Consider the following 13,351-nt stretch of genomic DNA (forward strand, 5'->3'; position numbering starts at 1 on the left):
TTCTAAAAATAGAACTTTGACGGCAACTTACACCCCATACACGCTTCACTTCAAACGTCCGGGCGGCACTTCGCGTGGCGTTCTGAATACAAAGGAAACTTTTTTGTTGAATATTACTCAAAACGGGAAAACCGGAACTGGCGAATGTGGGCTTTTCCGTGGGTTGAGTTATGATGATGTTCCTGAATATGAAGAAAAACTCCAGTGGCTCTGCGAAAACATCAATACTGATCATGATTTTCTGAAAGAGGAACTGAAACATTTTCCGTCGATCTGGTTCGGATTTGAACAGGCGGTTTTAAACCTCGAACATGGGAACGACCTCTATTTCCCGAGCGATTTCACCGCTGGTAAATCATCGATAAAAATCAACGGATTAATCTGGATGGGCGATGCGGCTTTCATGGAAGAGCAGATTGAGGAAAAACTGAAAGAAGGTTTCGACTGCCTCAAACTGAAAATCGGTACGGACTGGAATGCGGAGAAAAGAATCCTTCAGGAACTGAGAAAAAAATTCCCGGCGAATCAACTTGAACTGAGAGTTGACGCGAACGGCGGATTCAGCTTTAATGAAGCCAAAACTGTTCTGGAGGAACTTTACGAACTGCAGATTCATTCGATTGAGCAGCCCATTAAAGCAGGAAACCGCGAAGAAATGTACCAACTCTGTACAGGCACAAAAACTCCGATAGCCCTCGACGAAGAATTAATTGGCATTGTAGATTATTCAGAAAAAAAGAAACTTCTGGAAGAAATACGTCCACAATACATCATCCTGAAACCTTCTTTAATCGGAGGTTTTTCAGGAAGCAACGATTGGATTTCGCTTGCTGAAAGCCTTGGAATCGGCTGGTGGATTACTTCTGCACTGGAAAGCAATATCGGCCTGAATGCCATCGCACAATATACCTTTACCAAAAACCCTAAAATCCCACAGGGATTGGGAACAGGAGGACTGTTCACCAACAATTTTGAAACCAGACTGGAGCTTTCCGGCGATCGCCTTTCCATAAAAAAAGTCTGAAATTGCTTTCAGACTTTTGAAATTTAATCCCCCACAGATTAAATTACGTTTTCTATAAAAATGTTTTTTTTCAGATTATGCACCATAAGTGCAAATTTCTTTTTAATCGTTTTCATAGAAGTAAAAAATTAAGTGTTAATGAATGATGTTTTTCGTACAGCCATTATTGTACCAAAAAACACCTTCGAAAAAATTTTTTTTTTAGATTTCACCGATATTTTTTTAACCTTTATTGTAATTGATTCATCTAAAGCAACTTTCGGAAAAACATTTTCCAATTTATTGTTTTTATAATACAAACGATGAGAGAAGCAGGAAATTCCGCATCGGGTACAAAATACAGCATAGCATATCGAATTAAGACCTGTATTCGCAGGCCAAAAGACGGGGTTAATAAAAGTAGTTCCTTTTTTTAGCAATTATCCGTAAATTTGCGTTCTACAAAGAATAGACAATGGAAGAAGAAAAAAAATCACTCAATTTTATTGAGCAAATTATAGAAGACGATTTAGCGAACGGGTTCCCGAAGGACAAACTTCGCTTCCGTTTCCCGCCGGAACCCAACGGCTACCTGCATATTGGCCACACAAAAGCCATCTGCATTAATTTCGGTTTGGGCGAAAAATACGGTGCACCTGTAAATCTTCGTTTTGATGATACCAATCCGGAAAAAGAAGAGCAGGAATTCGTTGATTCCATTAAAGCAGATATCGACTGGTTGGGCTTCAAATATGACAAGGAGCTTTACGCTTCAGATTATTTTGAAACGCTTTATGAATGGGCAGTTCAAATGATTAAAGATGGGAAAGCCTATGTTGATGAGCAGTCGTCAGAGGAAATTACCGCCCAAAGAAAAAATCCATTTGAAGACGGAATCGATTCTCCTTTCAGAAACCGACCTGTAGAGGAAAGTCTTGAACTTTTCGAGAAAATGAAAAACGGCGAGTTCGAAGAAGGATCTATGTCACTGCGTGCAAAAATCGACATGAAATCACCGAACATGAACATGCGTGATCCGGTGATGTACAGAATTTTGAAAAGACCGCACCATAGAACCGGCGAAAAGTGGAAAATCTATCCAATGTACGACTGGGCTCACGGCGAATCCGATTATATCGAACAGATTTCTCACTCTTTATGTTCGCTCGAATTCGAAAACCATCGTCCGCTTTACGACTGGTATCTGGATCAGGTTTATGACAAAAATCGGGTAAGAAACAAACAGCGCGAATTCGCAAGAATGAATGTTTCTTACATGATTACCTCCAAAAGAAAATTACAGCGCTTGGTTGCAGAAAAAGTGGTTACCGGCTGGGACGATCCAAGAATGCCGACCATTTCAGGGATGCGCAGATTAGGTTATACGCCCAAAGCCATCAAAAACTTTATTGAAAGAGTAGGTGTTGCCAAAAGAGAGAATTTAATCGACATTCAGCTGCTGGAATTTTTCGTGAGAGAAGATTTAAATAAAATTTCAACACGCGTAATGGCCGTAGTAGATCCGGTAAAACTGGTGATTGAGAATTATCCGCAAGATGCTGAAGAATGGCTGGAAACAGAAAACAATCCTGAAGACGAGAACGCTGGTACCAGAGAAATACCTTTTTCCAGAGAACTCTATATTGAAAGAGAAGATTTCAAGGAAGAAGCGGGAAATAAATTTTTCCGTCTGAAACTGGGCGGCGAAGTACGACTGAAATCTGCTTATATCATCAAAGCTGAACGTGTTGAAAAAGATGAAAACGGAGAAATAACCACCATTTATGCGACTTACGATCCGAAAAGTAAGTCCGGAAGCGGAACCGAGGAAAGTCTAAGGAAGGTGAAAGGAACGTTACACTGGGTTTCAGCAAAACATGCTTTGCCGGTGGAAGTGAGAATTTACGACAGACTTTTCACTACCCCGCAGCCAGATGCTGAAAAAGAAACAGATTTCATGGATTTCATCAATCCTGAAAGCTTGAAAACCGTTCACGGATTTGCAGAACCTAGTCTGCAGAATGCTGAAATCGGCCAGCCTTATCAGTTCCAGAGAATCGGATATTTTACAAAAGACAGAGATTCCACACCGGAAAAACTGGTTTTTAACCGAACTGTAACCCTGAAAGACGGCTATAAACCGGAATAATTGATAAAAACCCCTTCTTCACCGGAGGGGTTTTTATATTTCAGAATATCAGTAAAAGTTTTTTCCCGTTATATATTATATTTATATTCGCATCACATTTTTAATTTCATGAAAAAATTATTTTCTCTACTTATAGTATTTATTTCTCTGTCCGTATTTTCTCAGGAAAGCATAAATTTCGAAAAAGGCACATTCAAAGAAATTCTGGCAAAAGCAAAAAAAGAAAAAAAGCTTGTATTTATGGACGCTTTTGCGGTTTGGTGCGGTCCGTGTAAGTTAATGGAAAAGAATATTTTTCCCTTACAGGCGGTAAAGGAATATTATAACGCTAACTTTATCAATGCCCGGTTCGATATGGAAAAAGGTGAAGGACGCGAAATTGCAGCAAAATACGGAGTCCGGTCCTACCCTTCATTCCTTTTTATGAATGGTGATGGTGAAGTGGTGATGAACAGTTACGGTTACATGGGTGAACAAGCCTTTCTTGCGATGGCCAAGGAGGCCAATAATCCAAAATTCCGCACCGCATCCAATAAAGAACTTTTCGAAAAAGGCGAATCCGATCCGGAATTTTTACTCAATATGATGAGGCTTTATGCAGACAGCGATTATGAACTGGCAAAAAAAGTTTCCGAAAGATACTTCAATGTAAAGAAAAATGAATCTTTTACTAAAGACGAAGTTGGGCTTCTTCTCTATTTCACCAAATCGACAACTGATCCAAATTATCAGATTTTCACAGCAAAAAAGAATGAAATTGCAGCACTGATGTCTGAAGAGATCTATAACCAGTTCGATACAAATATTAAAATTTCTAAAGTATTGGAAAATTCGCTGGACCAGAAAACGGGAATCATCAATGACGATTATTTCTACAAAAACGCAATCCCACTGGTTGGAAAAGACGAAGCAGAAACCGCATTGAACCGGATGAAAGTGATTCTTTATCCCAACTTGGGAAACTTTACAGAATATGAAAAAGCTGCTTTGAAATACTACAGTAATGCCGATAATTTTGATCCTGAAGAATTGCTGAAAGCAGCCTGGATCTTCAGCGAACACGTGTCGAATCCCACTTCCCTGAAAAAAGCTGAAGAATGGGCGGAAAAATCGGTAATGCGGTCTGAAAACCCTGAGAATACCTACATTTTGGCAAAACTTTATTCCAAAACAGGCAAGAAAGACAATGCGAAATCCTACGCCGAGATTTCAAAAAAGTTAGCTGAAAGCCAGGGAAAAGACGCCACACTAGCTGATAAATTATTACAAAATTTAAAATAAGCGTTGCTTTGAAAAAACTTTTACTTCTTTTTGCCTTTGCAGCTTTTTCTTTCAGCAATGCACAGCAGGCGGATACGCTCCAAAAAAAACTTTACGTTAAAGCTAATGCCCTCTTTTTGCCGGTGGGTGTATTAAACGCAGGACTCGAATACCAGTTAAATAACAAGATGACCGTTCAGGGCGACATATTTGTCTCACCCTGGAAATCTTTCGCGGGTAAATATGCTCAGGTTTATATGGCCGGCCTGGATGGACGGTATTATTTTAAAGAAGCTTTTAAGCACTGGTACGTGGGAGGCAACTTTTCGTTTGCGCGGTATAAAATGCAGAAATGGAATTACTGGAAGGATCTTCCCTCACAGTATTCACCGGAATCACCGATTTACAATCTGTCTGATCTCTATCAGGATGGCTTTTCTTTTTTTTTCGGCGCAGTTGTAGGATACCAGTTTAAACTGAATGAAAACTGGAATATGGATCTCTATCTCGGTGGCGGAACAGCACAAAGCTATTATAAAGGATTTCATAAAAAATTGGGAGTCCGCTATGATACAAACCCCGACCGCATTTACAACCAAAGCGGCGAATGGATTCCCTATCGCGGTGGAATAATGATCTCTTATCAACTCAAATAATGGATATAAAAAGTAAAAAATTCATGGTGGTTGCCGTAATCACCTTTCTGATTCTCTTTTTGATGAATTATATCGGAAACGACATGCCCGACAGACTCGAACGCGCACTGATGACCGCTGTGGCTGGCGTGGTAGGGCTCACCATTGGGATGTGGTTTGTTCATAAAAACTCCAAGGACGACACCCATCACGATTTTGATTAAAAATTTCAGCATGCAGACAGATCAGGAAGATCTGTTTTTTTTTGTTCTAAGCAATCATGTTTCCTTCTTCCATTCAAAAAAATTATCTTTGCACCATGATAAAAATCGGGAATATTGAACTTCCGGACTTCCCTCTTCTGCTCGCTCCGATGGAAGATGTTTCGGATCCGCCCTTTCGCAGGCTTTGCAAAATGCACGGTGCAGACATGATGTATTCGGAATTTATTTCTTCTGAAGGCCTTATTCGTGACGCCATGAAAAGCAAAAAGAAACTGGATATTTTCGACTACGAAAGACCGGTGGGAATCCAGATTTTTGGTGGCGACGAAGAAGCGATGGCGCTTTCCGCAAAGATTGTAGAAGCCGTAAATCCGGATCTGGTAGACATCAATTTCGGCTGCCCCGTAAAAAAAGTGGTCTGTAAAGGAGCCGGTGCCGGTGTTTTAAAAGATATCGACCTGATGATCCGGCTTACAAAAGCGGTGGTAAATTCCACCCATCTGCCTGTTACCGTAAAAACCCGTTTGGGCTGGGACACCGAGACCATCAATATTATGGAGGTTGCAGAACGCCTGCAGGATGTCGGCATCAAAGCATTAACCATACACGCCAGAACACGTTCGCAGATGTATAAAGGCGAAGCCGATTGGGATTATATTTCGAAAGTGAAAAACAATCCGAATATTGAAATCCCTATTTTCGGGAACGGCGATGTAGATTCTCCCGAAAAGGCTTTAGAATACAGAGAGAAATACGATTGCGACGGCATTATGATTGGCCGAGGTGCCATCGGCTATCCCTGGATTTTCAATGAGATTAAACATTTCTTTGAAACAGGTGAAAAATTACCGGAACCTACCATCACCGAAAGGCTTCAGGCGGTTCGCCAACACGCGGAATGGAGCATGGAGTGGAAAGGTGAACGCCTTGGTTTAATTGAAATGCGCCAGCATTACAGCAACTACTTCCGTGGAATTCCCCATTTTAAAGATTTCCGCAGAAAGTTCCTGGAGGTGTTTACGCTGGAGGAAATGGATGAAGTCATTGCAGAAGCAGCAGATTTCTACACACAAAACTCATTTGTATAAATGAAATTGTGGCTTTCAATTCTATCACTTTTATTCATTTTGGGTTGTAAGAATTCGGAAGAAATTGAGAGGTATGAGATTTTCAATACGGTGCTCAAAAATAAAGTTTCTACTTATGGAATAATGGCCAATTATCTACCTTACGACAGGCATTATTCCGAAAATGAACGTAAGAAAATCGCAGAAAAGATCATAGACAGTCTTACCAAATCAAAGTCGCTAACCTATTTTTTAGATCATAAATTATCAATTCTGGACACCTTGAATCCAGCTGATGAATTTTTCGTAAAGCGTCCTATTTTAGTTGAATATAGACCAACTTATTCTAAAAATAAAATCGATTTTTCCAAAATAAAAAATTTGGAAATTGCACGACGATTAGAAGACCCCACAGAAATTGATGAAAATGAAAAGAAACCAACGTACCTTGGTTCTTATGATTTATCAGAACCTGTATTTATATCAAAAGAGAAAGTTATAATCAGATATCAACATTATTGTGGGTCAAAGTGTGGGTTAGGTCTTTTGCTCTATCTCAAAAAAGTAAATGGCGAGTGGAAAATCGTAGAAGAAAAAATGATCTGGATTTCCTGACAACCGTCTGTAATTAAAACCAATTCCCTAGCCCTGATGGTAGCGGCATCCTTTTTTGTGCGGATTCGGCACAGGAAGCGGCAGCACAAAAAAGATACAGCGGACAGCAGGTTCCCGGCTCCTGAAAATTCATGATAATTTACGTAACTTTCAACGTCTTTTGAAGACTAATACTTAAAATTATTTGGATGCTTAAAGCAGAACATGTAACCAAAACTTACAACGCAGGCAAAAAACTTGCGCTCGAAGACTTCTCCATCAACGTTCCCGAAGCGAGTATTTACGGCCTTCTTGGACCGAACGGCGCGGGAAAAACTACTTTTATCAGAATTATCAATCAGATTACACAGGCAGACTCGGGAGAAATTTTCATCAATAACGAAAAACTGAACCCCAACCATATCCGCCAGATCGGTTATATGCCCGAAGAACGCGGACTCTATAAAAACATGTCGGTTGGTGATCAGATTCTTTATTTTGGTGAACTGAAGGGAATGAGCAAAAATGATGCACTGAACCAGGCAAAATACTGGTTCGAGCAGTTGCAGATCGATCAGTGGTGGAAGAAAAAACTCAGTGAACTCTCCAAAGGGATGGCCCAGAAAATTCAGTTTGTGGTGACGGTTCTTCACCGCCCGAAACTGTTGATTCTTGATGAACCGTTTTCGGGTTTCGATCCGGTAAACGCCAATCTCATAAAAGACCAGATCCTCAATTTAAAAAACAACGGTACCACCATCATCCTCTCTACGCACCGCATGGAAAGTGTGGAAGAAATGTGCGATTATGTAGCATTAATAGATCATGCGAAGAAAGTGCTTGACGGAAAAGTGTTCGATGTGCGCGAGCAGTTCAAGAAAAATATATTCGGGGTGACTTTGGCAGATATCAATAATGACGCATTTGAACAGTTCAGGAACCGTTATCAGATTCAGGAATATGCAACAGAGAATCAGTTGGTTTCCTTCGATTTGAAAAACGATAATGACCAAAATATTGTGTTGAATGAACTGATGAAAGTCGGCAAAATACGGTCTTTTGATGAGAAAATCCCGAGCATGAACGAAGTTTTCATCAACGCAGTTTCGGCTGGTAAGCGGTAAATTTCTCTTTTAATGTTTAAAAATTAACCTGAAAGTCAATTCATGAAAAATATATTTTTAATTACCAGAAGAGAATATCTCACACAGGTAAAGAAAAAATCTTTTGTCATCCTTACCCTTCTCGCGCCGGTGCTGATGATCGCTTTTGCGGCGTTTATCACATTTCTCTTCAAGGCGAACGAAAGTTCGAGCACGTTTAACGTCATTGATAAAAGCGGACTGTTTGTAGGCAACCTGAAAAGCGACCAGTCGATAAAATATGTTTTCGTACCTCGGGAAAACGAGAAAGCACTTACCTCGACTTTAAAGGACATGGACGGAATCGAAGGACTTCTGATCATTCCCGAACTTAAAGATAACAACTTTGATGAGCTTGAGAAAAACTCGAAATTACTGATCAACAAAAAGATTGGTTTCGAGACTAAAATGAGTGTAGTAGCTGATCTGTCGAGAATCATAAAGCAGGAAAAAATTAAAAGACTCGGAATTTCTGAAGATCAGATCATCAGTCTGGATAAAAATTTCGACCTCAATACCCAGAATGTTGTAGATAATAATAAAGCAGATTCAGATCTTGATTTCGGGATAAAATCTGGCCTCAGCATGGTTTTGATGTACGCGGTTTTCATGTTTATCATTATTTATGGTGTGCGGGTGATGCGCAGTGTGCTGGAGGAAAAAAACAACCGCGTGGTAGAAATCATCATCTCTTCCGTAAAACCGTTTGAACTCATGATGGGGAAAATTCTGGGTGTAACACTGGTTGCATTAACGCAGTTCAGTATCTGGATTACCATGTCGGTTTTGGGCGCGATATTCCTGAATACCGGTTTTTCGGCGATGCAGAAGCAGATCCCCGGCGGCGAACAGTCGGCAGAAATGATAGAAAAATTTGATATTCAACAGACCGCCTCAGAAGTTTCGCATATTCTGCTGGACATGAATTATCCGCTGATCATCTTCGTTTTCATCATATTCTTTCTGTTAGGGTATATTTTTTACAGCTCAATGTACGCAGCCATCGGTTCTGCTGTGGATAATGAAACCGAAACGCAGCAGTTTACCCTTTTCGCCATCATTCCGCTGATGATCGGTATGTACGGAAGTTTTACGATTATGAATAATCCTGAAGGACCGCTTGGTTTTTGGCTCTCGATTATTCCGTTCACCTCGCCGGTGGCCATGATTGCAAGAATTCCGTTTGGGGTTCCGGGCTGGCAGATCGCACTTTCAATCTTCCTGCTGGTGATTTCAGCGTTACTGATGATTTATATCGCGGCAAAAGTCTACCGGGTAGGAATTTTAATGTACGGAAATAAAGCCAGCGCTAAAGAAATCTGGAAATGGATCAGGAGTTAAGCCCGTTCAGTTTAAGGTTAAGCTCACGCTTAAGTAAAAATAAATCCCGTCAAAATAATTTTGACGGGATTTAATTTATAAGTTTAAAAATTTTTACTGGAAAATATAACTCAAACCTACGCTGAGTACCTGTTCAGATTTTTTCTTGCTCACGTTGGGATCATTCGTCTGTTCCTTCATCAGTCCTTTATATGTGTTGCTTAAACCGATATCGTAGCGGCCGGTAACCTCAAACATTCTTTTGTAAGAAAAACCAATGCCCAAACCTACTCCAAAATTGAAGCTCGCGGCCTTACCGTTGATACCCGTTGCCGGATCCCCCTCTTCGGTATATCTCAATGGAGCGTTTTTAATATTCTGATTGATGAGAAAATTGAATTTCGGGCCAGCAAGGCCAAAAAACTCAGATTCTGCCTCAGAAAAATAGCCTTTAAAATAAAGCGGTACGCTGATATAATTGTTGGCATATACAGCGTCGTAACCCACTGCCCCTTTCATATCTTTATCTTTTCCGGTTTCCCCGGCACCTAGATATTCGATTCCTGGTTGGATATAAAACTGGTCGTTATTATCTACCGGAATTAAAGCCAAAACTCCGCCAAACCCCGAATAAATGGGTCCTGAAGGATTATGGGCATTGCTCACTCGTGAATAAGTTCCACCGCCGGTAATCCCAAATCTGGTATTACGCAGATCAATCTGTGCTGAAAAAAACGTCGCTGCGCATAGTGCGGAAACAACAAATAGTTTATTTTTCATAATAGTGTTTATCGACAAAGATAAAAAATATTGATCAAAAAAAGATTCTGTAAAAACTTACAGAACCTTTTTATATTTTGATGAGGAAAATTATCCTAAAACCTGAGCTACAGTAGAACCAATTTCAGCAGGTGAATCCACCACATTGATTCCGTTTTCTCTCATAATCGCCATTTTCGCCTGTGCAGTATCTTCGGCACCACCTACGATTGCACCGGCATGACCCATTGTTCTACCTTTTGGTGCAGTTTGACCTGCGATAAAACCAACAACTGGTTTTTTAGAACCGCTTTCTTTATACCATCTTGCAGCTTCAGCTTCTAATGAACCTCCGATTTCTCCGATCATGACTACAGCATCTGTTTCAGGATCGTTGATGAACAGTTCCAAAGCTTCTTTGGTTGTAGTACCGATGATGGGGTCACCACCGATTCCGATAGCGGTAGAAACTCCGTAACCTGCTTTCACTACCTGGTCAGCAGCTTCGTAAGTAAGGGTTCCTGATTTTGAAACGATACCCACTCTCCCTTTTTTGAAAACAAAACCTGGCATAATTCCGATTTTCGCTTCGTCGGAAGTGATGATTCCAGGGCAGTTTGGCCCGATCAATCGGCAATCTCTGTCAGCAATATAAGCTTTCACTTTCACCATGTCTTCCACAGGAATTCCTTCTGTAATACATACAATTACTTTAATTCCGGCTTCCGCAGCTTCCATAATGGCGTCTGCAGCAAATGCTGGCGGAACGAAAATAATGGAAACATTCGCGCCCGCTTTTTCTACCGATTCAGCAACGGTATTGAAAACAGGTTTACCCAAATGTTCAGTTCCTCCTTTTCCTGGAGTTACACCGCCTACTACGTTGGTTCCGTATTCAATCATCTGACCTGCGTGGAAGGTTCCTTCGTTTCCTGTAAAGCCCTGTACGATTACTTTAGAATCTTTGTTTACTAATACTGACATTCTTATGTTTTTTAAATTTATTATAGAATATTAACTCTTACAAATTTACTGAATCTGCCGAGTTAAAAAAAATTATCATTTATTTTATTCGTTATATTTCTTAAATACTTCCTGAAGACAGGAATTTGTATTGTTAAAGAAATTGCAATTTTCAATGAACTCCGCTAAAACCGGCATGTCCGAAGTAAGTTCCTTAAGTTTCTTCTTGTAGTTAGTTAAAATACTAAACATTTCATACTTACCGTCATTTTTGATCAAAATATCAATAGACCCTTGCGAATGGTCGTATGAACTTTCTGTATAATCCCTGTACCATTTCATCTTTGGCCCGTCCTGAATCAATTCAAACATTCCGAATTTTTCCAATGGTCTTTCAAAGACCCTGTTTTGCCCCTTCAGATCAACAAATTCAATGCGTCTGAACTTATTAAAGAGGTGTTTTTCTTTTTTGCCAGCATCGTTGATAAGAAAAATATTCTTTTGGGTGATACTGTTCTCATATATTTCGTTTTCGTAAAAGATGCTTTTTCTGAATAAAATTTTAGCATGGGAAACGGTACCGTCGGCAAAAAGTATCTTAGCATTGATTTCAGCTTTTTGAGAAAAGCTTAATATAAACAGAAAAATACTTAATAAAGATAAAATTCGCTTCATCCTAAAGATTTTTCAGCTTCACTTCTTTCCTTAAATAATCCCTAAACTCTTCCGCCAACTGTCCGAAATAGGTTTTTCCGCCTTCCAGGTCTTTGTTAACGCCGGTTTTGCCTAAAAGAACGGCTCCTTTTCCCACTCGGTTACCGGAGGCCATACCTACTTGTCCCCAAACCGTTACCTCGTCTTCGATGACGCAACAACCTGCAATCGCAGCGTGGGAAGCAATAAGCACTTTTTTACCGATGATGGTATCGTGACCGATTTGTATTAAATTATCTAAAATAGAACCTTCGCCAATGATGGTAGAATCCGTAACGCCGCGGTCGATGGTGCAGTTGTTTCCTATTTCAACGTTGTCTTCAATAATTACATTTCCCACAGAAATCAAGCGATCGAAATTTCCGTTCAGTTTTCTGTAATAAAATGCGTCGCCGCCCAAAACAGTTCCGCTCTGGATAATCACGTTGTCGCCGATGATGGTTCTGTCGCCTATCACAACATTAGGGAAAATGATACTGTTTTTGCCGATTTTCACTTCGTTTCCGATCACTGCGGAAGGATGAATGCGTGTTCCTTCGCCGACTTCAAGATCGTGAAGTTCTTCGGTGAAATTGTAAATCTTGGTGAAATGGGTATTGATTTTATTGAAATCCCTGAACGGATCATCGGAGACCAACAAAGCCTTCCCTTCCGGACAATCTACCACTTTATCGATAAGAATAATGGTCGCCGCGGAGTTAAGCGCTTTGTCGTAATATTTGGGATGATTCACAAAAACAATTTCCCCGGCTTTTACGCGGTGAATTTCGTTAGTCCCAAGAACAGGAAAATTTTCGTCGCCAATCATTTGGGCGCCGATGAGATCTGCAATGTTCCTTAGGGTCTGCGGTTGGTTGAAGGTCATATTTTAATAAGCAGATGGAAGATTTTCACCTTCCATCAATTTTTATTTTACGCGTTCCAGATAATTTCCGTCTTCGGTGTTTACTTTAATTTTGTCACCTGCTTCAATGAAAAGAGGAACCATTACTCTTGCGCCGGTTTCTACGATGGCGTTTTTCAGGGCGTTGGTTGCAGTATTTCCTTTCACTCCAGGATCTGCTTCAATTACATCCAGATAAACCGTTGGTGGGATTTCTGCTGATAGTGGAGATTCATCTGCTTCTTTCAGAATAATGGTAACTTCTTCACCTGCTTTCATGAACTGTGAGTTCTCGATCATCTCTTTGTTCAGGTAGATTTGTGAGAAATCATCATTGTTCATGAAGTGAAAACCATTGTCGTCTTCGTAAAGATACTGGAATTTTCTGGTGATTACTTTTACTTCATCAATTTTGTGACCTGCGGAAAAAGTATTTTCAAGCACTTTACCGTTGGTTACCGATTTCATTTTGGTTCTTACGAACGCTGGACCTTTTCCTGGTTTTACGTGTAAGAAATCGATAATTTTGAAGATATCGTTACTGTATTCGATACACATTCCTTTTTTAATATCGTTGCTGGTTGCCATTTAAAGTTTGAATTTTTAGTTATCGTCTGAAGATGCATCTCCGGACTTAT

The 13,351-nt window shown here is 40.1% G+C and carries 14 protein-coding genes; 9 read left to right on the plus strand and 5 right to left on the minus strand.

Features of this window, described 5'->3' with window-relative positions:
• The first annotated feature begins 16 nt into the window (after nt 1–16).
• The 9 genes from menC to CDW55_RS01475 all read left to right on the plus strand — a co-directional run bounded on the left by menC (nt 17) and on the right by CDW55_RS01475 (nt 9,415).
• Nucleotides 17–1,024 (plus strand): o-succinylbenzoate synthase, encoded by a 1,008-nt coding sequence (gene menC / locus CDW55_RS01435; RefSeq protein WP_088467957.1) that lies wholly within the window; start codon nt 17–19, stop codon nt 1,022–1,024.
• Between the two features lie 454 nt (nt 1,025–1,478).
• Nucleotides 1,479–3,152: a glutamine--tRNA ligase/YqeY domain fusion protein gene (locus CDW55_RS01440; protein ID WP_088467958.1), complete on the plus strand. Its 1,674-nt coding sequence runs from the start codon at nt 1,479–1,481 to the stop codon at nt 3,150–3,152.
• 108 nt (nt 3,153–3,260) lie between these two features.
• The gene (locus CDW55_RS01445; RefSeq protein ID WP_088467959.1) at nt 3,261–4,433 is read left to right on the plus strand and encodes a thioredoxin family protein; all 1,173 of its coding nucleotides are present in this window, start codon (nt 3,261–3,263) and stop codon (nt 4,431–4,433) included.
• Nucleotides 4,434–4,441: 8 nt separating this feature from the next.
• Nucleotides 4,442–5,068: a DUF3575 domain-containing protein gene (locus tag CDW55_RS01450; RefSeq protein WP_088467960.1), complete on the plus strand. Its 627-nt coding sequence runs from the start codon at nt 4,442–4,444 to the stop codon at nt 5,066–5,068.
• Nucleotides 5,068–5,271 carry a hypothetical protein gene (locus CDW55_RS01455; protein WP_088467961.1) on the plus strand — a complete coding sequence of 68 codons (204 nt, stop codon included), beginning with the start codon at nt 5,068–5,070 and terminating at the stop codon, nt 5,269–5,271. Before CDW55_RS01450 ends, CDW55_RS01455 begins: the two co-directional genes overlap by 1 nt.
• Before the next feature lie 95 nt (nt 5,272–5,366).
• Nucleotides 5,367–6,359 carry a tRNA dihydrouridine synthase DusB gene (gene dusB / locus CDW55_RS01460; RefSeq protein ID WP_088468663.1) on the plus strand — a complete coding sequence of 331 codons (993 nt, stop codon included), beginning with the start codon at nt 5,367–5,369 and terminating at the stop codon, nt 6,357–6,359.
• Complete coding sequence (locus tag CDW55_RS01465; protein ID WP_088467962.1) at nt 6,360–6,953, plus strand: hypothetical protein; 594 nt, start codon at nt 6,360–6,362, stop codon at nt 6,951–6,953.
• Between the two features lie 188 nt (nt 6,954–7,141).
• Entirely contained in the window at nt 7,142–8,056 is a 915-nt protein-coding gene (locus tag CDW55_RS01470; protein ID WP_088467963.1) for an ABC transporter ATP-binding protein, read from the plus strand.
• A gap of 42 nt (nt 8,057–8,098) precedes the next feature.
• On the plus strand, nt 8,099–9,415 hold the full coding sequence (locus CDW55_RS01475; protein WP_088467964.1) for an ABC transporter permease: 1,317 nt from the start codon (nt 8,099–8,101) through the stop codon (nt 9,413–9,415).
• Between the two features lie 93 nt (nt 9,416–9,508).
• Here CDW55_RS01475 and CDW55_RS01480 read toward each other — a convergent pair whose 3' ends face one another.
• From CDW55_RS01480 to efp, 5 genes are all read right to left on the minus strand, one after another.
• The gene (locus CDW55_RS01480) at nt 9,509–10,174 is read right to left on the minus strand and encodes a porin family protein (RefSeq protein WP_088467965.1); all 666 of its coding nucleotides are present in this window, start codon (nt 10,172–10,174) and stop codon (nt 9,509–9,511) included.
• 90 nt (nt 10,175–10,264) lie between these two features.
• Complete coding sequence (sucD, locus tag CDW55_RS01485) at nt 10,265–11,137, minus strand: succinate--CoA ligase subunit alpha (protein ID WP_088467966.1); 873 nt, start codon at nt 11,135–11,137, stop codon at nt 10,265–10,267.
• An 84-nt stretch (nt 11,138–11,221) separates the two neighbouring features.
• Nucleotides 11,222–11,791 (minus strand): hypothetical protein, encoded by a 570-nt coding sequence (locus tag CDW55_RS01490; protein ID WP_088467967.1) that lies wholly within the window; start codon nt 11,789–11,791, stop codon nt 11,222–11,224.
• 1 nt (nt 11,792) lies between these two features.
• Nucleotides 11,793–12,695: an LpxD N-terminal domain-containing protein gene (locus CDW55_RS01495; protein ID WP_088467968.1), complete on the minus strand. Its 903-nt coding sequence runs from the start codon at nt 12,693–12,695 to the stop codon at nt 11,793–11,795.
• Between the two features lie 42 nt (nt 12,696–12,737).
• A complete protein-coding gene (efp, locus tag CDW55_RS01500) occupies nt 12,738–13,301 on the minus strand; it encodes an elongation factor P (protein WP_088467969.1) in 564 nt (187 codons plus the stop codon).
• Nucleotides 13,302–13,351: the final 50 nt, after the last annotated feature.

It is taken from the genome of Chryseobacterium sp. VAUSW3 (genome assembly GCF_002205795.1).
Taxonomy (GTDB): domain Bacteria; phylum Bacteroidota; class Bacteroidia; order Flavobacteriales; family Weeksellaceae; genus Kaistella; species Kaistella yananensis.

Coding starts and splice junctions, on each gene's coding strand:
- CDW55_RS01490 (WP_088467967.1), bottom strand. CDS start 11,791: ATGAAGCGAATTTTATCTTTATTAAGTATTTTTCTGTTTATATTAAGC.
- CDW55_RS01440 (WP_088467958.1), top strand. CDS start 1,479: ATGGAAGAAGAAAAAAAATCACTCAATTTTATTGAGCAAATTATAGAA.
- CDW55_RS01445 (WP_088467959.1), top strand. CDS start 3,261: ATGAAAAAATTATTTTCTCTACTTATAGTATTTATTTCTCTGTCCGTA.
- efp (WP_088467969.1), bottom strand. CDS start 13,301: ATGGCAACCAGCAACGATATTAAAAAAGGAATGTGTATCGAATACAGT.
- CDW55_RS01495 (WP_088467968.1), bottom strand. CDS start 12,695: ATGACCTTCAACCAACCGCAGACCCTAAGGAACATTGCAGATCTCATC.
- CDW55_RS01480 (WP_088467965.1), bottom strand. CDS start 10,174: ATGAAAAATAAACTATTTGTTGTTTCCGCACTATGCGCAGCGACGTTT.
- CDW55_RS01475 (WP_088467964.1), top strand. CDS start 8,099: ATGAAAAATATATTTTTAATTACCAGAAGAGAATATCTCACACAGGTA.
- CDW55_RS01465 (WP_088467962.1), top strand. CDS start 6,360: ATGAAATTGTGGCTTTCAATTCTATCACTTTTATTCATTTTGGGTTGT.
- sucD (WP_088467966.1), bottom strand. CDS start 11,137: ATGTCAGTATTAGTAAACAAAGATTCTAAAGTAATCGTACAGGGCTTT.
- dusB (WP_088468663.1), top strand. CDS start 5,367: ATGATAAAAATCGGGAATATTGAACTTCCGGACTTCCCTCTTCTGCTC.
- CDW55_RS01470 (WP_088467963.1), top strand. CDS start 7,142: ATGCTTAAAGCAGAACATGTAACCAAAACTTACAACGCAGGCAAAAAA.
- CDW55_RS01455 (WP_088467961.1), top strand. CDS start 5,068: ATGGATATAAAAAGTAAAAAATTCATGGTGGTTGCCGTAATCACCTTT.